Origin of the sequence: Paractinoplanes hotanensis (assembly GCF_023717965.1) — a bacterium.
GTDB classification, from domain to species: Bacteria; Actinomycetota; Actinomycetes; order Mycobacteriales; family Micromonosporaceae; genus Actinoplanes; species Actinoplanes polyasparticus.
On the sequence record NZ_JAMQOL010000003.1, the window covers coordinates 126,120 to 148,498 of the forward strand.

General features: G+C 70.0%; 23 protein-coding genes. 15 read left to right on the top strand and 8 right to left on the bottom strand.

Features of this window, described 5'->3' with window-relative positions; all coding sequences use genetic code 11:
• Window positions 1–88: 88 nt before the first annotated feature.
• Window positions 89–694, top strand: a complete 606-nt coding sequence (locus LXN57_RS02405; RefSeq protein ID WP_251796317.1) for a lipoprotein — start codon at window positions 89–91, stop codon at window positions 692–694.
• 11 nt (window positions 695–705) lie between these two features.
• Here the strand turns inward: LXN57_RS02405 and LXN57_RS02410 are convergent, their stop codons facing one another.
• From LXN57_RS02410 to LXN57_RS02420, 3 genes are read right to left on the bottom strand one after another with little or no spacing between them, the layout of a single operon-like run.
• Window positions 706–2,148, bottom strand: coding sequence for a flavin-containing monooxygenase (locus tag LXN57_RS02410; RefSeq protein WP_251796318.1), 1,443 nt, complete (start codon window positions 2,146–2,148; stop codon window positions 706–708).
• 1 nt (window position 2,149) lies between these two features.
• The gene (locus LXN57_RS02415) at window positions 2,150–3,049 is read right to left on the bottom strand and encodes a cupin domain-containing protein (protein WP_251796319.1); all 900 of its coding nucleotides are present in this window, start codon (window positions 3,047–3,049) and stop codon (window positions 2,150–2,152) included.
• Between the two features lie 55 nt (window positions 3,050–3,104).
• Entirely contained in the window at window positions 3,105–3,866 is a 762-nt protein-coding gene (locus tag LXN57_RS02420; protein ID WP_251796320.1) for an HpcH/HpaI aldolase family protein, read from the bottom strand.
• A 121-nt stretch (window positions 3,867–3,987) separates the two neighbouring features.
• Between LXN57_RS02420 and LXN57_RS02425 the strand changes: the two genes are divergently transcribed.
• From LXN57_RS02425 to LXN57_RS02435, 3 genes are all read left to right on the top strand, one after another.
• Window positions 3,988–4,665, top strand: coding sequence for a GntR family transcriptional regulator (locus tag LXN57_RS02425; RefSeq protein WP_251796321.1), 678 nt, complete (start codon window positions 3,988–3,990; stop codon window positions 4,663–4,665).
• A 125-nt stretch (window positions 4,666–4,790) separates the two neighbouring features.
• Window positions 4,791–5,204, top strand: a complete 414-nt coding sequence (locus tag LXN57_RS02430; protein WP_251796322.1) for a carboxymuconolactone decarboxylase family protein — start codon at window positions 4,791–4,793, stop codon at window positions 5,202–5,204.
• On the top strand, window positions 5,201–7,084 hold the full coding sequence (locus LXN57_RS02435) for a thiamine pyrophosphate-dependent enzyme (protein WP_285904584.1): 1,884 nt from the start codon (window positions 5,201–5,203) through the stop codon (window positions 7,082–7,084). The genes LXN57_RS02430 and LXN57_RS02435 overlap by 4 nt, the downstream gene beginning before the upstream one ends.
• Before the next feature lie 132 nt (window positions 7,085–7,216).
• On the opposite strand, the gene LXN57_RS02440 is transcribed toward LXN57_RS02435, so the two are convergent.
• Window positions 7,217–8,056, bottom strand: coding sequence for an SDR family NAD(P)-dependent oxidoreductase (locus tag LXN57_RS02440; protein ID WP_251796324.1), 840 nt, complete (start codon window positions 8,054–8,056; stop codon window positions 7,217–7,219).
• Window positions 8,057–8,260: 204 nt separating this feature from the next.
• On the opposite strand from LXN57_RS02440, the gene LXN57_RS02445 reads away from it, so the two are divergent.
• The 10 genes from LXN57_RS02445 (at window position 8,261) to LXN57_RS02490 (ending at window position 17,585) form a co-directional block, all read left to right on the top strand.
• Window positions 8,261–9,046, top strand: coding sequence for an IclR family transcriptional regulator (locus tag LXN57_RS02445; RefSeq protein ID WP_251796325.1), 786 nt, complete (start codon window positions 8,261–8,263; stop codon window positions 9,044–9,046).
• Between the two features lie 74 nt (window positions 9,047–9,120).
• Complete coding sequence (locus tag LXN57_RS02450; protein ID WP_251796326.1) at window positions 9,121–10,176, top strand: extracellular solute-binding protein; 1,056 nt, start codon at window positions 9,121–9,123, stop codon at window positions 10,174–10,176.
• Between the two features lie 2 nt (window positions 10,177–10,178).
• Window positions 10,179–11,897 (top strand): ABC transporter permease subunit, encoded by a 1,719-nt coding sequence (locus LXN57_RS02455; RefSeq protein ID WP_251796327.1) that lies wholly within the window; start codon window positions 10,179–10,181, stop codon window positions 11,895–11,897.
• On the top strand, window positions 11,894–12,979 hold the full coding sequence (locus LXN57_RS02460) for an ABC transporter ATP-binding protein (RefSeq protein WP_251796328.1): 1,086 nt from the start codon (window positions 11,894–11,896) through the stop codon (window positions 12,977–12,979). The genes LXN57_RS02455 and LXN57_RS02460 overlap by 4 nt, the downstream gene beginning before the upstream one ends.
• 8 nt (window positions 12,980–12,987) lie before the next feature.
• Entirely contained in the window at window positions 12,988–13,920 is a 933-nt protein-coding gene (locus tag LXN57_RS02465; RefSeq protein WP_251796329.1) for a DUF6282 family protein, read from the top strand.
• Window positions 13,917–14,711: an N-acyl homoserine lactonase family protein gene (locus LXN57_RS02470; protein WP_251796330.1), complete on the top strand. Its 795-nt coding sequence runs from the start codon at window positions 13,917–13,919 to the stop codon at window positions 14,709–14,711. The genes LXN57_RS02465 and LXN57_RS02470 overlap by 4 nt, the downstream gene beginning before the upstream one ends.
• Window positions 14,711–15,616 (top strand): NAD(P)-dependent oxidoreductase, encoded by a 906-nt coding sequence (locus LXN57_RS02475; RefSeq protein WP_251796331.1) that lies wholly within the window; start codon window positions 14,711–14,713, stop codon window positions 15,614–15,616. The genes LXN57_RS02470 and LXN57_RS02475 overlap by 1 nt, the downstream gene beginning before the upstream one ends.
• Complete coding sequence (locus LXN57_RS02480; protein WP_251796332.1) at window positions 15,613–15,969, top strand: cupin domain-containing protein; 357 nt, start codon at window positions 15,613–15,615, stop codon at window positions 15,967–15,969. Before LXN57_RS02475 ends, LXN57_RS02480 begins: the two co-directional genes overlap by 4 nt.
• On the top strand, window positions 15,966–16,814 hold the full coding sequence (locus LXN57_RS02485; protein WP_251796333.1) for an NAD(P)-dependent oxidoreductase: 849 nt from the start codon (window positions 15,966–15,968) through the stop codon (window positions 16,812–16,814). Before LXN57_RS02480 ends, LXN57_RS02485 begins: the two co-directional genes overlap by 4 nt.
• Window positions 16,815–16,820: 6 nt before the next feature.
• Window positions 16,821–17,585, top strand: a complete 765-nt coding sequence (locus LXN57_RS02490; RefSeq protein ID WP_251796334.1) for a carboxymuconolactone decarboxylase family protein — start codon at window positions 16,821–16,823, stop codon at window positions 17,583–17,585.
• On the opposite strand, the gene LXN57_RS02495 is transcribed toward LXN57_RS02490, so the two are convergent.
• From LXN57_RS02495 to LXN57_RS02510, 4 genes are all read right to left on the bottom strand, one after another.
• The gene (locus LXN57_RS02495; protein ID WP_251796335.1) at window positions 17,570–18,301 is read right to left on the bottom strand and encodes an SDR family NAD(P)-dependent oxidoreductase; all 732 of its coding nucleotides are present in this window, start codon (window positions 18,299–18,301) and stop codon (window positions 17,570–17,572) included. The genes LXN57_RS02490 and LXN57_RS02495 overlap by 16 nt on opposite strands.
• Window positions 18,302–18,347: 46 nt before the next feature.
• Window positions 18,348–19,367, bottom strand: coding sequence for an NADPH:quinone reductase (locus LXN57_RS02500; protein WP_251796336.1), 1,020 nt, complete (start codon window positions 19,365–19,367; stop codon window positions 18,348–18,350).
• A 51-nt stretch (window positions 19,368–19,418) separates the two neighbouring features.
• The gene (locus LXN57_RS02505) at window positions 19,419–20,933 is read right to left on the bottom strand and encodes a carboxylesterase/lipase family protein (protein WP_251796337.1); all 1,515 of its coding nucleotides are present in this window, start codon (window positions 20,931–20,933) and stop codon (window positions 19,419–19,421) included.
• A 337-nt stretch (window positions 20,934–21,270) separates the two neighbouring features.
• Window positions 21,271–21,699, bottom strand: a complete 429-nt coding sequence (locus LXN57_RS02510; RefSeq protein ID WP_251796338.1) for a hypothetical protein — start codon at window positions 21,697–21,699, stop codon at window positions 21,271–21,273.
• Between the two features lie 186 nt (window positions 21,700–21,885).
• Here LXN57_RS02510 and LXN57_RS02515 point away from each other — a divergent pair, with 186 nt between their 5' ends.
• Window positions 21,886–22,317 (top strand): GNAT family N-acetyltransferase, encoded by a 432-nt coding sequence (locus tag LXN57_RS02515; protein ID WP_251796339.1) that lies wholly within the window; start codon window positions 21,886–21,888, stop codon window positions 22,315–22,317.
• Window positions 22,318–22,379: the final 62 nt, after the last annotated feature.

The following is a 22,379-nucleotide window of genomic DNA, read 5'->3' on the forward strand; positions in this document are numbered from 1 at the left end:
CGAGACAGTAATCTCAACCCGACGGCAAGATCAACCCGGTCGGTACGGGGCGGACAGGACCCGCGCGGGGCCGTACACTTCCGACCTCGTGAGACCTCCAGCCCGTACCGCACAGCTCGTCGCCCTCGCCGCCACGGCGCTCCTTCTCGGCGCGTGCCAGGGCAAGGAAGCTGCCGAGACCCCGAAGGCGGCCGAAAGCCCGAAGGCAGCCGAGGCCGCCCGGGTCGGCGCCGCGGCCAGCGGCTGCACGCTGCCTGTCACGTTCGGTCTGGCCGAGGACTGGAAGCCCAAGGCGGTGACGATCGCCGGCGACGAGCTGCTGGCCGAACTCGCGCAACGGGGCCCCATGACGATGGCGTGCGAGATCGACGCGAAGCCGGCCGGCCTGATCGGCTTCCTCCGGGTCTGGACCGGGAAGAGCGGTGACCCTCGGGCGAATCTGACCGCCTTCATCGGCCAGGAAGCGCTGAAGCCGGTCTTCACCGACCTGCAGATCGGCGGCCGGCCCGCCGTCGAGGTCGTCTACGAGAAGAAGAGCCAGCTCGACGACGCGATCGAACCGGAGCAGGCGTTCGTCGTCGAGACCGGCCAGGGGCTCCTCGCGGTCTCGGTGGACAGCTTCGACAGCGGTGAGCACAAGGACATGCTCCCCGCCTACGAGCTGGCGAAGAGCAGCCTCGAAGTGACGGGCTGAGCGGAGCCGGATCAGCGGCGGGTACGCAGTCCGAAGCGGGCCAGGACGCGGGTGGCCACGGCGTAGGCCAGATGACCGGCCGGCCACTGGGTCACGTTGTGGCCGGACGGGTCGTGGTAGTAGTTGTGGCAGCCCGAATTCATCGCGGACGCGCTGGTCGCCAGCCGGCGGTCGACCCATTCGACGAAGCGGCGCGTCGCGTTCGGCGAGGTGTCGACGCTGCCGTGGCGGGCTCGTTCCATTCGGCGTACGGCGCCGACCATGACCTCCGCCTGCCGCTCGAGCTGGGCGATGACCGAGACGCCGCCGTTGGTGTTGGGCCCGTACAGAATGAAGAAGTTCGGGAAGCCGGGCACCGTGATGCCCAGGAAGGCGCTGGCCCGCTCGCGCCAGACGTCGTGAACGCTCCGGCCGTCGCGGCCCTTGACGTCCAGACCGGCCAGGAACTTCGTGGGCTGGAAGCCGGTGCTCAGGATCAGCACGTCGATGTCGCGCGTGGTCCCGGTGGCGTCGACCACCCCGGTCGGCGTCACCCGTGTCACCGCGTGCGGCACCAGCTCGACGTTGTCGCGGTTGAGGGCGGGATAGAACGTCGACGACAGCACCGGGCGCTTGCAGCCCCACGGATAGCCGGGCGTGACCGCGGCCCGCGTCTGCGGATCGGCGATGCTGCCGGCGATGAAGCGCTCGCACACCTCGCGCATCCGGCGCTGGCGGCGGGATCCGACGTCGTACCCCTTGAACCGCTTGTTGCCCTCGTGGAAGATCCGGGCCCGGTGCAAGCGCTGAACCAGCGGTACGTTGCGGAACACCCACCGCTCGCGGTCGGTGTACTCCCGCTCGTTCTTGGGCTCGACCCAGCCCGGTTCACGCTGGAAGACGTGCACCTGCCCGGCGACGGGCGCGATCGACGGGATGATCTGCACGGCGGTGGAGCCCGTGCCGACCACGGCCACGGACTTGCCGGTGAGGTCGTGCTCCTCCCAGCGCGACGTGTGGAAGCACGGGCCCGCGAACGTCTCGAGGCCGGGCCATTCCGGGTAGCGGGGCACGCTGAGCAGGCCCAGCGCCGAGATGACGACGTCGAACTCGTGGCTGTCGCCGTCCGCGGTCGAGAGCGTGTAGGTCGACGTCGACTCCTCCCACACGAGGTCGGTGACCCGCGTGTTGAGCCGCAGATGCGGGGTCAGGCCGAAGCGTTCGACGACGTGCTCGGCGTACGCCAGAAGCTCGGGCTGGGTCGCGTGGGTGCGTTTCCAGTCGTACTTCAGGAAGGAGAACGAGTAGGCGTGCGAGTGCACGTCGACCTCGCAGCCCGGGTACCGGTTGTCGTACCAGGTGCCGCCGACGCCGGCCGACTGCTCGAAGACGACGAACTCGGCCGACGTGCTCTTCTTCAGTTTCACCGCGGCCGCGATGCCGCCCAGCCCGGCCCCGATGATCGCTACCCGCATGTCAGTCCGCCTGGGCGGACGGGTAGTCGGCGGCGTTGAACACCCAGCCCTCCATGGCCGAGAAGTCGGCCCGGGGCGGGGAGAAGACGTCGATCAGGTGGTTGGTGCCCGCGCCGATCGCCTCGCTGGTGTGCAGCGACGGCGGCGGGATGACGGTGACCGAGGGCGCCACGACCCGCTGGTGCTCGTCGGCGCGCCAGTTGGCCTTGTTCGTCGTCCACGGCCAGCGGATGTGGTGAAGGTATTCGCCGGCCAGCACGATCGAGCACTGTTCGAAATCGTCGTGCTTGTGGGGCGACATCTTCGACGGGTCGCGCGGACCCTGCTTGGGGTCGATGAAGTTCACCATGAACGTGGTGCAGCGGTAGAGCCGGAACGGCGGGTTCTTCAGCGGCTCGACGTTCAGGTCGTAGGTGCGGACGCGGTAGCCGCCGACCGGCTCCGGCCACGGCTGGAAGTCCGCGATGTTCTCGTGTCTTTCCGCGTACGAGGCGGCGTTCGCGGCCAGGTCGGCGATGTCGGACGAACGCGTGGTGAGCAGCCGCAGCACCCGGCCCTGTCCGGTCACGGTGACCGTGCTGTCGCCCGGCGGTACGACAATCATCGTCTTGCCCGAGGCGGTGACATCACCGACGGAGGCGCTGAGGGTGTCGTCGGCCAGCAGCACCACGTACTCGTCGGGCTGACCGGTGCGGCTGAACGACGCCGTGCCGTCGAGCTCGGAGTAGCCGACCACGAAGTTCTGGCCGCGGGCGTACCAGGTCGAGACGCCGTCGCCCTTCTCGGCCGGAGCGAGGTCGCCGAACTGGACGTGCTCGGCACCGGAGAACCGCTCGGGGGCGGGCGCCGTGGCCGTGCTGGACGGCAGGGTGGAACGTAGATCGCCTTTGTCGAACGCCATGCGGGTTCTCCTTGGTTAAGCGCGGAAGTCGGCGGTTAAGCCCGGAAGTCGGCGGTTAAGCGCGGAAGTCGGCCACCGCGGACGTCGCGGCCGACCTGAGCAGGCTGGTGTCATTGCTGACCATCACGTACGAGTAGCCGCGGTCGGCGGCCTGCCGGGCCTGGGCGGGCGTCTGCACGGCGGTGCCGGCCGGGATGCTGCGAGCCTGTGCGGCGGACAACAGCCGGTCGACCAGTTTCTGGATCTCGGGGTCCGAGCCGGGAAGGCCGGTGGACAGCCCGAGATCGCCCATGCCGAGGAAGACGCCGTTGAGGCCGGGCACGTCGAGCACCTGCTCGACCTGTTCGAGCACGCCGCGGTCCTCCAGTTGCACGGCCCGCATGACTTCTTCGTCGCCGAAGCGCAGATATTCCTCGCGGGGCAGCCCGCCCCAGCGGCCCGCGCGGGACGTGGTGCCCAGGCCGCGGTCGCCGCCGGGTGAGAACAGCATCTGCCGGACGGCGGCGGACGCCTCTTCGACGGTGGTCACGCGGGGCACGAGGATGCCGTCGACGCCGGAATCGAGCAGCCGCTGGAGGTGGCTGCCGCTGCGGTCGGGCACGCGCACCAGCACCGACAGGCCGGCGCCCTGGGCCACCACCGTCGCCTGGTAGGCGAATTCGAGGGTGAACGGCGCGTGCTCCTGGTCGATGACGATGTAGTCGAACCCGGCGTCGGCCAGGATCTCGACCGGCTCCAGCGCCGGGATCTTGAGCCAGGTGCCGACCAGGCAGCGGTCGGCCGAAGCCAGCCTGCGAGCGAATCCCAACCGCGCCATGATGCTCCTCACGAGGGGTTTTGGGTTTCAGGATCGTATCATCGTCATACGATCCGAAACAACGATGAGGCGGCCTGGACCGGCTCGGTAAGATGTCGGACAAACACACAAAGGAGGACCGGTGGCAGGAGCCAACGTGTTGCGCGTCGAGCGGGCTCCGGCCCTGATCCGTTCCCAGGTGACCGACAACCTCCGGCAGGCGATCCTGGACCGCCGCCTCGCCCCGGGTCAACGGCTGATCGAACGGGAACTGGTCGAGATGACGGGCGTCTCGCGCACCAGCGTCCGCGAGGCGCTGCGCGAGCTGGCGGCCGAGGGCCTGGTCACCGCCATCCCCAACAAGGGCACGGTGGTCGCCAGCGTCAGCGCCGAGGAGGCGCGCCAGATCTACCAGGTGCGCGAGGCTCTCGAGGCGCTGGCCGGCCGGCTCTTCGTGCAGAACGCGAGCCCGAGCCACCTCAAGGCGCTCCGCCGCGCGCTCGAGAAGGTCGAGCGCGCCGCCGACAAGGGCCAGCCCATCCTCGCCGCCAAGGACGCCTTCTACGACGTGCTCTTCGAGGGCGGCGGCAACGACGCGCTCAAGTCGGTGGCCGGCAGCCTGCACGCGCGGGTCAGCGTGCTGCGCTCACTGTCGACATCCGTCCCGGGCCGCCTCGAACACAGCGTCGAGGAGCTGCAGACGATCGTCGACGCCGCCGAGCGCCGCGACGCCGACGCCGTCTCGGCCCTGTGCGCGCTGCACGTCAAGAACGCCGGCCGGGCCGGCCTCGAGGCACTGGCCGAGCAGGGCGAAAGCTAGGGCGGACCTGGTAAATCGCTTGGTGGCGAGGCGTGGCCCACCAGGCGAGCCCTAGGTCACACCTTCTCAAGATTGTATGACCGTCGTACGCTGTCCCTGCCCATCGGCAGAGACAGGAGCGGTCCATGAGTGTTGACGAGAGCCGGCTCGAGCGCGGCAACCGGGTACGGCGTGAAGTCCTCGGGGACGCCCACGTCGACCGGTCGATGCTGCGGGCCACCGCGTTCACCCAGGTCGTGCAGGAGTACGTGACGGCCAGCTGCTGGGGTGACGTCTGGTCGCGTCCGGGGCTCGACCGGCGTACGCGAAGCCTGCTGAACCTGGCCATGCTCACCGCGTTGAACCGGCCGCACGAGTTCTCGGTGCACGTGCGGGGCGCGCTGAACAACGGCTGCACCGAGGGCGACATCCAGGAAGTGCTGCTGCAGACGGCCGCCTACTGCGGCGCCCCGGCCGCCCTGGAGGCGTTCCGGCTCGCCGAGCGGGCCATCACCGAATGGCACGAGGAGAACCAGCCGGCCGGAATCGTCGCCGGATGACCAGGAGCCGGCCGACATCCAACCCGGCTCGGAGAAACGAAACGGGAAGCCGGATCACCACGACCGGCGCTCGCATCATCGCGGACATGCTTGACGGCTACGGCGTCACCCACGTGTTTCTCGTCCCGGCGATCCTGCGGCGCACTCTCGCCGAGCTGGAGCTGCACCACCCGCACATCGCGCGGGTCGTCACCCACGGCGAGAAGGCCGCCGCCTACATGGCCGACGGTTACGCCCGCGTCTCGGGCCGCCCCGGCATCGCAGCCGCTCAGGTGGTCGGTGCGCTCAACCTCGCCGCCGGTCTGCGCGAGCCGTTCCTGGCCGGCTCGCCGGTGATCGCGCTGACCGGCGGCCGCTCCCCCGCGACCAAGTTCCGGCGGGTCTATCAGGAGATCGACGATCTGCCCGCCTTCGACCCGGTCACCAAGCTGAACGCGACCATCGACGACGCCGGCCGTTTGCCCGACATGTTGCGCCAGGCCTTCCGGGTCGCCACGACGGGCGCGCCGGGCCCGGTCCACCTGCAGATCCAGGGCAACGAGGGCCAGCTCGACCTGCACGAGACCGACGCCGAACCCCTCGTCGAGCCCGTGTTCGGCCGGGTGCCGCCGATCCGGCCGGTGCCCGATGATCAGACCGTCCGACACATCCTGCGGCTGCTGGCCGGGGCGGAGCGGCCGGTGATCGTCGCCGGCGGCGGCGTGCGGGCGTCGGGCGCCGGCGCGGAGCTGGTCGCGCTGGCCGAGGCCCTGCGCATCCCGGTCGCGACATCGGCCAACGGCAAAGACACGATTCCCGGTACGCACCGCTTGTCGCTGGGCGTCGTGGGCAGCTATTCCCGGGAGTCCGCGAACCAGGCGGTCGCTCGGGCAGACCTGGTCTGTTTCATCGGCACCGGCACGGGCGGCATGACGACCCACTTCTGGGCCGTGCCGCCGGAAGGCACCCCGGCGATCCAGATCGACATCGAACCATCGCGGCTCGGGCTCAACTATCCGCTGAAGGCCTTCCTCTCCGCCGACGCGAAGGCGGCGCTGACCCGCATGCTCGCGCTGACCCATTCGCGCGAGGAACAGGAACGCGCCCACGACGAGCAAGAACGCACGCCCGATGAGCGCGAACGGGCCGCACGCCCGCGGGAAGAGCAGGCTCGCGCGGGAGACGGGCAGGCACGCTCACGAGACGAACAGACTCGCGCAGGAGACGGGCAGACGCGGTCGGCACGACGGGAAGCGTGGCTGGCTGAGGTGGAGGGGCTGCGTGCGGACTGGCGGGCGCGCTATCGCGAGGTGCTGACCAGCGACGCGGTGCCGATCCGGCCGGAACGCATCGCGAGCGAGCTGACTGCCGGACTGCCCGACAACGCGGTGCTGGTGGCCGACACGGGCCACGCCGGGATGTGGATGGCTCAGTTCCACGACGTCACCGGGCCCGGCCAGGGCTATCTGCGCAGCGCCGGCCATCTCGGATGGGCGTTCTCGGCGGGCGTGGGCGCTCAGCTCGCGGCGCCGGAGCGGCCGGTCGTGGTGTTCACCGGGGACGCGGGGCTGTACTACCACCTGGGCGAGATCGAGACCGCGGTACGCCGGAGGGCCAACCTCATCACGGTCGTGAACAACAACCGCGGCGGCAACCAGAGCAAGCGTGGCTTCGACCGCGCTTATGGCGGGCAGGGCACCCCGCAGTCGCGCGAGCTGTGGACGTACGAGGACGTGGACTTCGCCCGCATCGCCGGGGAGATGGGCGCGCTCGGCATCCGCGTCGACAAGCCACGCGACCTGGCGCCGGCGCTCGACCGGGCGCTGTCGGCAGGCCGACCGGTCGTCATCGACGTGCACACCGACATCGAAGTGGTGGCCCCACTCCCCGTGAGCTCATAACGCGGACCGCACACAACGCTCGTGACACAGCCGCCCGCAACGCTCACGGTGCGGCCACGCACAACGCTCACCGTGCGGCCACGCACAACGCTCATCGCGCACAACGCTCAACGCGCGGCCCGCACAGGGCCGTCAGTTCGTAGGACGGCCGTACAAAGACTCGTCGTAGGCGGCGAAGTCCCAGGCGCCGGCGCCGCCGGAGGGACGCACGGTGCTCACGATGGCGGCGCCGCCGTCGACCGAGACGACCTCTCCGGTCATGTAGGCGGCGTCATCACTGAGCAGGAAGGCGACGACCCCGGCGACGTCATCGCCCGTGCCGGCCCGGCGCAGCGGCGTGCTGCCGGCCCGGCGGGACATGTCGTCCTTGCCGCCGGCCACGTCGGGCGTCGCGGCGAACAGGTCGGTGGGCACGATGCCGGGGGCCACGGCATTGACCCGTACGCCGAGCGGCCCCCCGTACATGGCCGCGCCCTTCAGAATGCCCAGCACGGCGTGCTTGGAGGTCTGGTAGGCCAGCAGGTCGGCGCTGCCCCGCAGGCTGCCGATCGAGCCGGTGATCACGACGTTGCCCGGCGAGCCCTGCGCCGCGTACTGGCGGAAGGCGGCCCGCACGCCGAGGAAGACACCCCGGACGTTGACCGCCATGACCCGGTCGAACTCGTTCGCCGACAGGTCGGGCAGTGCGGCGAACGACCCGGGGATGCCGGCGTTGAGGTGGTGCAGGTCGACCCGGCCGAACCGTTCCACGGCGGCCCGGACGTACGCGGCCACCTCGTCCTCGGCGGAGACGTCGGCCCGCACCCAGTGGCCCTCGGTGGGCAGGGACTCGGTGATCTTGCGCAGCCGCTCCTCGTCGAGATCCACCGCGACGACATGCGCGCCCTCCTCGGCGAGCCGGCGGGCCGTCGCTGCCCCGATTCCGCCCGCGGCACCGGTCACGATGGCTACCTTGCCCGTGAGTCCCCGCATGTTCCTACCTCCGGATCGCCTGTTCACACTGGTCACGGATTGTATGTCAATCGTACAATGCTGTCACTCACCGAATTAACTTGCGGTTGATGAGCAGGAAATCTCGTCCGGACCTTGACATGTCGCGGGATGGATCACCTACATTCCTCGGTACCGGATATCTGGATGGCCGCCCCGCAATGCGGGACGGTAGGGGAGGGACGCATGACCAGCACCTCTCGGGGCCCGCGGGCCGCGGCCGACGGACTGGAGATCGCCAGCGGCGACCTCCAGGTGGTCGCGCGGGTCGTCCAACTGCTCCGGCTGCTCGCCGGCCACGACACCATCGACCTGGTGTCGGCGGCCGAGGAACTCGGCGTCGGCAAGTCCACCGCCCACCGCTACCTGGCCTCGATGGAGAACCATGGCCTCCTCCAGCGCCGGGACCGCAATCAGTACGAGTTCGGCGTCCTGCTGGCCGAGCTCGGCACCATGGCTCTGTCCCGGCTGGGGGTCCTCGACCTCGCCGGCCCGGTGATGGAGGACATCTGCGACCGGGTGCGCCTCACGATCGTGCTCAGCGTCTGGAACGGCACCGCCCCGGTGGTGGCCCAGGTGCGCGAGGACACCAGCCGTACGGCGCATGTCTCGATAGCGGTCGGCAGCCAGCTCGGCCCGGACGCGGCGCAGACGATGGTCTTCTGGGCCTTCCGCGACGAGTCCTACTACCGCTTCCGCGAGGGCGCCCCGCCCGTCAACGCCACCGAGGCGGAGCTCGACGAGGTCCGTCGCACCGGCGTCGCGTTCCGCGGCAGCCCGCACAACGGCATCAGTGCCGTGGCGACCGCCGTACGCGACCAGAACGGCCAGGTAGTGGCGACCCTGGCCGCCGTCGACATCGCCCAGTTCGTACCCGAAGGAACCGACAGCGAGGTCGCACGCGCCCTGCTGTCGGGCGCCGAGACGATCAGCCGGCGGATGGTCAGTCCGCTCGACACCACGGCGGACTGACACCCGGTCGGCCCCTCCGATTCACCGCGCGCGGGAACCGGCGATAGTTCCCGATCCCAGAAGAGGCGATAAATATGCAAACATATAAGTTTCTGACGACAATAGCCGCGACCGCCCTCCTGATCTCGGCCTGCGGGGTGGGCGGCGACTCCGGTGGCGGTGGCGCCGACGAGAAGGCGCTGATCTGGGCCAGCACCGGCGGCCAGTTCCAGGAGGACGAGAAGAACGCCCTCCAGGTGCCGTTCACCACCAAGACCGGCACCAAGTTCACCAACATCAGCCCGGCCGAGCAGGCCCAGATCCGCACAATGGTGGCGTCCGGCAAGACCATCTGGGATCTGGCCAACATGAGCTGGATCTACGCCGGCGCCTACTGCGGCGAGCTGTTCGAGAAGCTGGACAACCCGGCGCTCGACCGCAGCAAGTTCCCGCCGGGCACGACCGGCGACTGCTTCGTGCCGACCTACCGGTACGCGAACATCTTCAGTTACAACGCCGACCTCTACCCGAACGAGAAGCCGACGACGATCGACGACTTCTTCGACACCAAGAAGTTCCCGGGCAAGCGTGTCGTCTACGACTACCCGAAGGCAGGCCTGTTCGAGGCCGCGCTCGTCGCCGACGGGGTCGCGCCGGACAAGGTCTACCCGCTCGACCTCGACCGGGCCTTCAAGAAGATCGACACGATCAAGGACTCGCTCGTCTTCGCCCCCAGCTACGGCGCGATCCAGCAGATGATGGTCGACAAGCAGGCGAGCATGGTCCTCACGGTCACCGCGCGGACCATCGTCTCGGCCCAGAGCGGCGCCAACCTCGTACCGGTGTGGGACTTCAACACCACCGACATCGGCGCCCTGGTCATCCCGAAGGGCGCGCCCCACAAGGATCTCGCGCAGGAGATGCTGGCCTTCGTCACCGAGCCCGAGCAGTCCATCGCGTACGCGAAGCTGACCGGGACCGCGCCCTCGCGGCCCGAGATCGACCTCAACTCGGTCGGCTACACCGAGGAGCAGAAGAAGTACAACGCCTTCCTCCCCGACCGCGGCCGCACGCTCGAGCAGGACAAGCAGTGGTGGATCGAGAACACCGACGCTCTGGTCAAGCGCTGGACCAGCTGGAAGGTCGGTTGATCATGGCAGTCTCGACCGTCGCTCCGGAGGCGCCCCCGACCGGGCGTCCCGGGGCGGCCCCGGCGGGCCGGGTGCGGAAGTCCTCGGGCTGGCTCTCGCTGGCGCCGGCTCTGCTGGCCCTGGTGGTGCTGTTCGTGGTTCCGCTGGCGAGCCTGGTGGTGGACAGCTTCACCGAGCCGGAGACCGGGCTGGGCAATTACGCCTCGCTGTTCACCGACGGCTACACGGTCAAGGTGCTCGGGCGGACGCTGCTCATCGCGCTGATCGTGTCGGTGGCCGGGGTGCTGATGGCCTATCCCTACGCGTACGCGATGACCCTGGTCGGCCCGACGATGCGCGCGGTGCTCGTCACCATCGTGCTCGTGCCGTTCTGGACGAGCATGCTGGCCCGCAACTTCGCCTGGCTCGTGCTGCTCCAGGACGGCGGCCTGGTCCAGAAGATTCTCACCCCGTTCGGGCTGGGCGACGTCCGCCTGCTCGGCACTCCCCTGGCCGTCGGCATCTCGATGACCCAGGTGCTGCTGCCGTTCCTGGTGCTGCCGCTCTACAGCTCGATGTCGCAGATCGACGGCCGGTTGGTCGCGGCCGGTCAGAGCCTGGGCGCACCGCGGGCACGGGCGTTCCGCCGCATCTATCTGCCACTGTCGACGCCCGGTGTGGTGGCCGGCATGTCGCTGGTTTTCGTGCTGTCGCTGGGTTTCTACGTCACCCCGGCCCTGCTCGGCTCGACCCGCAGCGCCATGATCGCCCAGGTCATCAACGTCCGGGCCAAGGAGTTGCTCGACTTCGGCGGGGCCGGCGCGATGGGCATCTTCCTGCTGATCGTCACCCTGCTCGTGCTCGGCCTGAGCCGGCGGCTGGCGGGGCAGAACGTGGCTGTGGCGGCGGCCGGTGGCCAGCCCACGCGCGCCGGCACAACCGGAGGGCAGGGTTCCTCCGTACGCCCGTGGTTGCGCATCCACACCACGATCGTCTCGGTCGTCCTGGTCGCGCCGACCCTGGTCATCTTCCCGATGAGCTTCTCGGCCGCCACGACCTTCCAGTTCCCGCCGGACGAGTGGTCGCTGCGCTGGTACGAGAACCTGTTCACCTCGCCCGAGTGGACCGCCGCGATCCTCAACACCATCCAGGTCGGCGTCTACGTCGCCGTCATCGCGACCGTGCTCGGCACGATGGCCGCGTTCGGCCTGGCCCGGCTGCGTCCCCGCTGGCGCGGCGCGGTCAACGGGTTCCTGCTCTCCCCGATGATCGTCCCGCACATCCTGGTCGCGCTCGTGGTGTTCTCCGCCTTCCTGCGGCTCGGGCTGAACGGCACGCTGATCGGCATCATCCTGGCCCACACCGCGATGGCGCTGCCGTTCGTGGTGATCGCGGTGACCGCGCGGCTGCAGGGCATGGACGTCCGGCTGCCGGCCGTGGCGGCGAGCCTCGGCGCGAGCCCGGTCTCGGCGTTCCGGCGCGTGACGTTGCCGCTCGTGCTGCCCGGCATCCTCTCCGGCGCCGTGCTGGCCTTCGTGTCGTCGCTCGACGAGGTCGTCATCGCCCTGTTCCTGCAGGCGCCGGGCGCGATCACGTTGCCCGTCCAGATGTTCAACAGCATCACCGTCCAGATCGACCCGACCATCTCGGCGGCCTCCAGCCTGATGGTCGTGCTGGTCAGTGTTCCGATCCTGCTGGCGCAGCTCGCCGGGGCTCGTCGCTCGAAGAAGGGGACCCGATGAGTATCCAGAACGCCGCCCGCGGGGCTCGGGTCCAGCTGGTCGACCTGAGCAAGCAGTACGGCTCGGGGCCGCCCGCGGTCGACCACATCGACCTCGACATCCAGCCCGGCGAGTTCCTCACGCTGCTGGGGCCGAGCGGCTCGGGCAAGACGACGACGCTCAACATGGTCGTGGGCTTCACCGAGCCGACGTCGGGCCGCATCGAACTCAACGGCAAGGACATCTCCCGTACGCCGGCCCACAAGCGCAACTTCGGCATGGTGTTCCAGAACTACGCGCTCTTCCCGCATCTGACGGTGGCCCAGAACGTCGCCTTCCCGTTGCGCGAGCGCAAGGTGCCGGCGGCCGAGACGGCGAAGCTGGTCGGCGAGGCGCTCGAGCTGGTCGACCTGGGCGGCATGGGCGAGCGCCGCCCGCACGAACTCTCCGGCGGCCAGCAGCAGCGGGTCGCGCTGGCCCGCGCGGTGGTCTTCTCGCCCAATCTGCTGCTGCTCGACGAGCCGCTGAGCGCGCTCGACCGCAAGCTGCGCCAGTCGTTGCAGCGTGAGATCAAGCGCCTGCACCAGGAACTGGGCCTGACGTTCGTCTTCGTCACGCACGATCAGGACGAGGCGATGACGCTGTCGGACCGGATCGCCATCTTCGACCAGGGCCGGATCGTCGCCGTCGGCACGCCGGGCGAGTTGTATCACCGTCCGACAACCCGGTTCGTGGCGCGGTTCCTGGGTGAGTCCAACGTCTTCGGCGGGCGTTACCGGTCGGCCGACGTGTACGAGTGGCACGACCGCAAATGGACGGTCCCCGAGCCGGGTGACGGCAGCGAGCAGCAGTCGCTGATCGTGCGGCCCGAGCGCATGCGGATCGCCGCCGACGAGACGTCGGTGCCCGCCGGGAGCAACGTCGCTCCGGCCGCGGTCACCGACGTCTCCTTCTACGGCACGTACTTCCGGATCGAGCTGGCCTTCGGTGACGACTCCGTCGGCTGCGCGGTGCTGCCCGTGGGCACACCGGCGTCGTTCGATCCCGGCACACGGGTGATCGCCCACTGGCGGCCCGAAGACCAGGTCCTGGTGAGCGAGTGAGGAACACTATGAACGTCGACTACGGCTTCACCACCGAATCCGACAACCGGCAGCCCGACGAGCAGGCCGACAGCCTCCTCGTCGGCGCGGTGGATCTGCACCAGCACCCCGGTCCCAGCCCCTTCCCCCGGCGGATGAGCATTCTGGACGCGGCCCGCGACGCCTCGGACGCGGGCTTCCGCGCCATCGTGGCCAAGTCGCACCACCACAGCATGGTCACCGACATCCTCGCGCTGCGCGCGGCCGGACTGGCCGAGCTGCCGACCCAGGTCTACGGCGGTGTCGCGCTCAACCGCACGGTCGGCGGCCTCAACCCGTACGCGGTCGAGCTCGCCCTGCGGATGGGCGGCCGCATGGTGTGGTTCCCGACCCTCTCGTCCAACGCCCACGTGAAGCACCACGAGCACCACGACACCGGATTTCCGACGTCCGAGGTGGAGCTGCGGCCCAACGAGATCATCACGATCCTCGACGAGAAGGGCGCCGTGCTGCCCGAGGTGCGCGACATCCTGTCGGTCATCGCGGCCGAGGACGCCGTGCTCACCTGCGGCCACCTCGGGGTCGAGGAGTCGTCGGCGCTGATCGACGCGGCGCTCGAGGCCGGCATCAGCCGCATCGTGGTCAACCACCCCATCTTCGTGGTGGGCGCCTCGGTTGACCAGGCCGTGGCGTGGGCCCGCAAGGGCGTCACCATCGAGCACTGCGTGGTCATGTACTTCGGCCGCGAGGAACGCCGGCGCGACCTCAACGAGCTGCTGACCTTCATCAAGGAGGTCGGCGTCGAGCGGACGGTGCTGTCGTCGGACTCGGGGCAGAAGAACAACCCGCTACCGGTGACGCTGTTCCGCCGGGCCGTGCGCGGGCTGCTCGACGCGGGCGTCGGCGAGGACGACATCCGGCAGCTCGTCGGCACGAACGCCGGGCGACTGCTTCTGCCATGACCGCGCTGTATCAGGTGACCGTCGTCAAGTACGGCACACGCCGGACCGTCCGCAGCGACGTCTACCTCAATTACCACCTGTACGGCGAGCCCGACGGCCCGATCGGCATGGACTACTTCTTCTGGGTCGTCCGCAACGCCGACCGCACGATCGTGGTGGACACCGGCTTCTCGGCCACGGGTGGTGCGAACCGCAAGCGCACCACGCTGATCGAGCCGGCGGCCGCGTTCGACAGCCTGGGTGTCGACCGGGCGGCCGGACCGCCGGTCGTGGTCACTCACGCGCACTACGACCACATCGGCAACCTCGGTCTCTTCCCGGACTCGCCGCTGCACATCGCCGAGGCCGAGTACGGGTTCTGGACCGGTCCCTACGCGACACGCACCCTCGTGCACCACTCGGTCGAGGACGACGAGATCGACCACCTGCGCCGGGCTTCGCGCGAGGGACGGCTGCGGACCTTCGAGAACTCGGTCGAGCTCGCGCCCGGCGTCCGCGTGCTGCGGATCGGCGGCCACACACCGGGCCAGAGCGTGGTCAGCGTGGACACCACGGACGGCGTCGTGCTGCTCGCGTCGGACGCGGTGCACTACTACGAGGAGTACGAGCGGAACATGCCGTTCACCCAGGTCGCGAACCTCATCGACATGTACGACGGGTTCGAGCGTCTGCGAGCCATGCGACCGGACCATCTCGTCGCCGGGCACGACCCGGACACGCTCGCCCGCTTCACCCCGGCCGGCACCGGCACGCTGGCCGGGCTGGCCGCCACCATCGGAGAGGAATGCTGATGCGGATCGGCTTCGTGGGCCTGGGCAACATGGGCGGGCGGATGGCCGCCTGTGTCGTGCGCGCCGGCCAGGACGTGCTGGGTTACGACGTACGGGAGGAGAACGTGACCGCGGCCGGGGCCAAGCCGGCGGCCTCGATCGGCGAGGTGGTCGACGGCAGCGACATCGTGCTGCTCTCGCTGCCGGACAGCAAGGTGGTCGAGGCCGTGGTCCTCGGGGACGGCGGTGTGCTCGCGCACGCCCGTCCCGGCCTGATCGTGGTCGACCTCTCCACCGCGGCGCCCGATTCGACCACCCGGATCCACGGGCTGCTCGCCTCGCGTGACGCAGCCTATCTCGACGCGGGCATCTCGGGTGGAGCCGCCGCGGCCGAGAAGGGGGCACTCACGCTCATGGTGGGCGGCGAGGCCGACGTGCTCGAGCGAGCCCGCACCGTGCTGGATCTGTTCTCCGCCACCATCTTCCTGTGCGGCCCGAGCGGGGCGGGGCACACGGTGAAGCTGCTCAACAACTTTCTCAACGCGACCGCTCTTGCGGCCACGGCCGAGGTGATGGTGGCCGCCCGCAAGGCCGACCTCGACCTGGAGACCGTGCTCGCGGTGCTGAACGCGAGCTCCGGTGTCAACTTCGCCACCCTGAACCGCTTCCCGAAGATCATCCGAGGCGACTACCTCAAGGGTGGGCTCACCAACACGCTGATGCTCAAGGACGTGAACCTCTACGTCGAGCTGGCGGCGCGATTGGGCGTGGTCAGCCCGAACTCAGCCGGTCCCCTGGCCAGCTTCGGCCTGGCCCGCGCTCTCGGCTACGCCGACGAGATCAGCAACACGGTCGTCGACGCCCTCGGTGACCTGTCCGGCGGCGTCCGGTTGCACGACAACTCCACTTCTCGGGGGGACGCATGAGGATTGTCAGACAGTCGGACCGTGGACCGGCCGAGCAACGCGTCACCGTGACCGGGCAGGTCTGGTTCGAGCCGGTGCTGCCCGTGACCGACGGCACGACGATCGCCAACGTCAGTTTCGCGCCCGGCGCCCGCACGTTCTGGCACAGCCACGAGGGCGGTCAGGTGCTGCAGATCGTCTCCGGGCACGGGCTGATCTGCCCCGACGGCGAACAGCCGTCGGAGATCCGGGCCGGCGACGTCGTCTGGATCCCGGCCGGCGAGCGGCACTGGCACGGCGCGGCGGCCGACTCCCCCATGACCCATCTCGCCATCTCGCTCGGCACGACGCACTGGGCGGAGGAGGTTGTATGACGATCGCCTTCATCGGGCTCGGCAACATGGGTGGGCCGATGTCGTCCCTCCTCGTGCGGGCCGGCCATGCCGTTCGGGGTTACGACCTCTCCGCGGACGCCCGGCAGGCACTCACCGACGCCGGCGGCACGGTCGCCGAGTCCCTGACCGAGGCGGTGAACGGGGCAGAGGTCGTCATCCTGATGCTGCCCAACTCCGACATCGTCGAGTCGACCGTCCACGCGGCCGGGTTCGCGGCGGGCACGACCGTGATCGACATGAGTTCGTCGGAGCCGCTGCGCACGCGTGCGCTCGCACTGTCGTTGGAGGAGCAAGGCATCGCGCTGCTCGATGCGCCCGTCTCCGGCGGCGTCGCCCGGGCCCGTACGGGAAAACTCACCATCATGACCGGAGGCCCGCGTGCCGATCTGGAGCGGGTCGAACCGATCCTCGCCTGCCTGGGCACGACCACCCGGGCCGGCGAGGTCGGCGCCGGGCACGCCGTCAAGGCGCTCAACAACCTGATGTCGGCCACCCACCTGCTGGTCACCAGCGAGGCGCTCCTCGCCGGCGAGCGGTTCGGCCTCGACCCGGCCACGATGTTGTCGATTTTCAACAGCTCCAGCGGCCGCAGTGGCTCCACCGAGAACAAGTGGCCGAACTTCATCCTGCCCGGGACGTACGACTCCGGCTTCGGCCTGCGGCTGATGCTCAAGGACATGCGCATCGCCGTCGGGCTGGCCGCGCAGGTCGGCACGCCCGACCCGCTCGGGGAAGCCGCCGCCGGCCTCTGGGAGCGGGCCGCCGAAGCCCTGGACGCCGGCGCCGACCACACCGAGATCGTCAACTGGCTGCGAAAGGACTGACCCGCGATGGAGCTCACCGCACGACAGCAGGAGATCAAGGACGAGTTCATTCGCGTACGCGGAACCTGGAGCGACACCTGGGAAGGCGTGCTCCGCCTCGACCCCGAATTCCTGCGCGCCTACCTCAACTTCTCCGCCGTGCCGTGGCGCTCGGGCGTGCTCGATCCGAAGGTGAAGGAGTTCATCTACATTGCGATCGATGCGAACGCCACCCACATGTACCTGCCGGGCGTCCGCCAGCACATCAAGGCCGCCCTGGCCCTCGGCGCCACCCCGCAGGAAATCATGGAGGTGCTGGAGCTCTCGGCGACCCTGGGCATCCACGCCATGAACATCGGCGTGCCGATCCTGGTCGAGGTGCTGACGGAGAAGGGGCTGCGGAACGGCCCGGCGCCGCTCGACGACCGGCAGGAACAGCTCAAGGCCGACTTCACGAAGACGCGGGGCTACTGGCACACCTTCTGGGACGAGATGCTGGAACTCGACCCGGACATGTTCGAGGCCTACACCGAGTTCTCGTCGGTGCCGTGGCGGACGGGCACGCTGGAGCCGAAGGTCAAGGAGTTCGTCTACATCGCGTTCGACACGGCGGCCACCCACCTGTACGTCAAGGGCCTCAAGCTGCACATCGAGAACGCGATCGGTTACGGCGCCACCCCGCGCGAGATCCTGGAGGTCATGGAGATCGCGTCGGTGCTGGGCATCCACGGGGTGACGGCCGCCGCGCCGATCCTGCTCGAAGAGATGGAAGCCGCTCAGCGGGCCACGTAACCGCCGTCCACGCTGAGGATCGTGCCGGTGATGCCGGCCGACTCGGGCGCGGCCAGGAACACGATCGCACGGGCCACCTCGTCGGGCGTCGACATGCGGCCGATGGGGTGGTTGCTCAAGGTGACCGCGAGGCTGGCCGCCGGGTCGGGGTCGGCCGCGCGAGCCTCGTCCATGAAGCCGGTGTCGACCGCGCCGGGCGCCACGGCGTTGACCCGTACGCCCCGGGCCGCCCACTCGACGGCGAGCTGCCGGGTCAGCTGCACGATCGCGCCCTTGGTCATCGCGTACGCGACCTGATGGGGCACGCCGATCAGGCCGGAGATGGACGCGGTGTTGACGATGCAGCCGCGGGTCTCGGCGAGGCGGGGCAGCGCGGCCCGGGCGAAACGGAAGGCGGGGCGCACGTTGGTCGCGATCAGGCCGTCGAAGTCTTCGTCGGAGGTGTCCAGGACGGGCCGCCGCAGGAACCGGGCGGCGTTGTTGACCAGCAGGTCGAGCTGCCCGAATTCGGCTACCGCCCGGTCGATCGTCGCCCGGGGGGTGTCGTCGGCGGTCACGTCGGCCACCAGGGGCACTACCTGGTCCGTCTCGGCCAGATCCTTGACCTCGGGCGCGATGTCCAGGGCGAGCACCCGATAGCCCGCCGCCCGCAGCTGAACGACCACGCTGCGTCCGATTCCCCGCGCTGCCCCGGTGACCACCGCGCTCAGCTGCATGTCGCATCCCCTCGCCGATTGTATGATTGTCATACATTAGCTGTGGTCAGGAGGGGATGTCCACCAGCACCTTGCCGATCGCGCCCTGCTCAACCGCCCGATGCGCCTCGTCCGTACGGCCGAGCGGGAAGCGGACCAGCGGCAGCCCGTGCTCCGCGCCGACCGGCATCGCACCGTCGGCTACCGCGGCCGCCACATCCTCGGCACCGGCCGCGAGCGCCTCCTCGCCGACCGTGTAGAGCACCAGGAACTGGAAGCGCGTGTTGAGCGTCATGTTCTGCCGCACGTCGAGGTGGACCGGCTTGCCCCCGTCATTGGCATACGTGGCGATGGCGCCACGCGTGCGAAGGACGGCCAGGTCGAGCGCGAGGTTCGCACCCAGCGCCACCTCGGCGACGATGTCGACGCCGTCCGGAGCGATCGCGCGAATCGCGGCGGCCGGGTTGCCCTCGCGGTAGTTGACGATGTGGTGGGCGCCGGCCGCGGTGGCCAGCCTGCCCTTCTCGGGGCCGCTGACCGTGCTGATGACGGTGGCGCCGGCCCACCGGGCGAGCTGGATGGTCGCGTGGCCGACGGCTCCGGCACCACCCGCCGCCAGCACCACCTTGCCGTCGAGCGCGCCCGGGCGCAGCCGGCTCGGACCGTGCTCGGACACGGTGAGCGCGCGATGCGCGGTGAGCGCGGGAACGCCGAGCGAGGCGCCGACGTCGAAGCTCGCCTCGTCGGGCAGCGGCACGGCCCTGTCGGCGGCGACCACGGTGAACTCGGCAGCGGTGCCGGTGGGGCGCCCGGCGGTGGCCATGAAGAGCCAGACCCGCTGACCGATCCGGCCCGGGTCGATCCCGGCGCCGACCGCGTCGATCACGCCGGCGCCGTCGAGATGGGGGGTGACCTCGTCGAACTGCTTGGGGTTGGTGGCGCCGGCCCGTGTCTTCCAATCGGTCGGGTTGACCCCGGACACCGCGATCCGGACGCGGACCTCTCCCTTTCCGGGCTCGGGCACATCCCGGTCGAGCAGCTGCAGAACCTCGGGGCCGCCGTTGTCGCGGTAGACGATCGCCTTCATGCCCGATTCTTACCCCACCGGAGGAAGGGTCGTCCACGAACGCCTTCTCGCCTATGAGCGCGAGGTCGAGGTGCGACCGCCGCTCACCGCCTGAGCGACGTCCTGCCAGATCAAGTGCGAAATGCTTTCCGGGTACGCGGTGACGGCGCCCGGAACGTCGAAGATCCGGGTCAGGCGGTCCGCGGCGTCGTAGCCGGGCCAACCGGGGTCGCCGTGGGTGGCGAAGGCGGTCCAGGCCGCCCGCATCTGCTCCGACAGCGCGATGGCGTCGGCGCCGGGATCCTCGCCCAGCAGCGCGGCGGGCTGGTTGCCGGTCAGGTTGCCGAACACCAGCGGCACGTCGAGGCCGTGGCAGGCGCCGAGAACGCCGCCCATGCCGGGGGCGGGCCAAGTCAGCTCGTAGACGTGGGCTCGCCCGCCGCCCGCGATCTGCGCGTCGGCCAGGCGTACGGAAGGCATGCGGAAGAGCCAGTCGGACTGCACGAGCTCGTACAGCTGCTCGGGACCGGCCGCCGGGTAGGCGTCGCGGTAGCGCCGGGCGCCGTCGGGCGCGGGCGCGAACAGGTCGAGAGCGGTGGCCGCCTCGTCGGCCGTGATCTGACCGAGCCGGCCGGACATGGCGGTGAACAACCGCTGCTCGTCGCGGGTGTGGCCGACGATGAGACCGATATCCCGCGCGTGGCCCTCGGCCAGCGCCTGCCAGGGAGTGACCGGGAGGATGTCGCCGTCGACGACGGGGGCGAACAGGATCGACCGGTACCCGGCCGGGCCCCAGCGCTCGGCCTTCCCGGCGGCGCCGGCGATGACAGCGTCGCCCGCGGCAACGAGCATCTCCGGGTCCGCGCCGGCCAGGTCGGCGACGGTCGGGCGGGAACCCAGCTCGGCCGCGCAGGCGACGCCGATGCCGGCAGCCAGCTCGGGCGAGAGGAACGTGCCCGGCACGCTCTGCGCGACGGCGCGGCGGAACAGACCGGCCGCGCGGGGCATGGCCAGCAACGCGGCCACGGAACCCCCACCCGCGGACTCGCCGAAAACAGTCACGCGTCCGGGGTCACCGCCGAAGCCCGCGATGGTGTCGCGCACCCATTCCAGCGCCGCGACCTGGTCGAGCAGACCACGGTTGTCGGGCGCGCCCGCGAAGTGGGCGAAACCCTCGGCCCCGAGCCGGTAGTTGAAGCTGACGAGCACGATCCGGCCCTCGCGGGCGAGCCGGCCGCCGTCGAACTCGGGCCAGCTCGACGCGCCGACCATGTACCCGCCACCGTGAATCCACACCAGCACGGGAAGCTTGGCCGCCGGATCCGGGGCGGGCGACCAGACGTTGGCCGTCAGCCAGTCGTCGCCGGCCGCACCGGACGTGCCCTGGCCGAGCGCGTCACTCTGCGGCGCCGGCGGCCCGAACGACAGCGCCGGCCGCACACCGTCCCAGCCCTCCACCGGCCTCGGCGCGGCGAACCGCCCAGCACCGACTGGCGGTGCGGCGTACGGAATCCCCCGGAACACCGCGACACCCGACTCCCAGCGCCCGCGGACCGTTCCCGCTGCCACTCGCACGTCCACCGTCATCGCGCCTCCTCGGTGTGCCTGGTGAAGCAGCCGCATCCTGACCCGGATCCGCCACTCCCGCCAGCCGATTACCGCCCCCGGTTGCCGCCGTCGCCGCGATGTGTTGTCACCGAAGTGGGTACGGCCCTTCCGGATTCCGGACGCGCCTCGAACGCGACAAAAGGCGATGACCATGACCGACGAACAGAGATGATGGCCGCGCACGCCGTCCGCGTCCTCGCTCTGGTCCGGCCGGCGCATGGGGCGCGGCCTGGCGTACACGACCGCGCCGTCGGCGGCGAACCGGCCGGCCGGACGCTCTGCTCCGCGTCGCGGCCGGCCGATTCCTCTGAAACCCTCAATCCGACTGCACCACCGTGAAGGGCGGCCGCACACCCTCGGTGAGTTCGGCCGCAGCCTCCAGCGCCATCACCGCACGTTGCCGGCTGGTGACGGGTGACCTGGCCGTGGAGTGCAGCGATCCCAAGGCGACCAGGTAGCCGGACCCCACCGCGGCATACCCCGAGATCGTGTGCCCGATCTGATAGTCGTCGCCGACAACGTAGAGGCGACCATGGATGCCGACGAGGAACTGACCGCCCTGTTCCTGGCCGTCCTCGGTCCTGGCATAGCCGCCCGTGGAGAGGCAGCCGCGGACGGCATCGATGAACGTGGTGGCCATGAACCGGTCGACGTCCCAGGTGTCGGGCTCGCCGACGTCCAGGGAGTAGCGCAGCAGCTGGCCCATCCGATAACTGGTCGTGAAGCCCATCAGATAGGGCCCCACCTGAAACACCTTGGAATCCGACCGCACCGCGACATGCCACCCGTCGCTTCCCGCCGAGTCCCCGCCAACGGTGACGGTCCGCCCGTCCGTAATCCCGACGATGCACGTCATGAAGCCACTCTCCATGCCCGGCGCGCCCGTGCCAACCGGCGGGCCGCTCGGGTGCGCTCGTTCTACCCTCGTCGGGTGAGCGACGAACATCTGACCTTGCGGGTTGCCGAGGCTGCCGAACTGGTGGCGGTTCTGGAGTTCTGGCAGCAGGCGGCGGAGAACGACAATCGGCCGGCGGATACCGGGGCGGCAGTCGAGGCGTTGGTACGGCGGGATCCGGAGGCGCTGATTCTCGCGGTCGACGACGGTGAGATCGTCGGGACCGTCATCGCCGGCTGGGACGGCTGGCGTTGTCATCTGTACCGGCTGGCGGTCGCGCCCGATCGTCGCCGCGCCGGCATCGGGGGGCGGCTCATCGCGGCGGCTGAGGAACGCTTTCGGAGCCTGGGGGCGACCCGCGTGGACGCGATGGTGCTCGACGCGAACGACGGCGCGCACGGCGCCTGGGCGGCGCATGGCTATCGGCAGCAGGACGAATGGTCGCGCTGGGTGAAGCCGCTCGCGTGAGCCGGCCAACACCCTGGCCTATGGCTACCCGGCCGAGGTGGTGGACCGGGCCCGGAGTACGG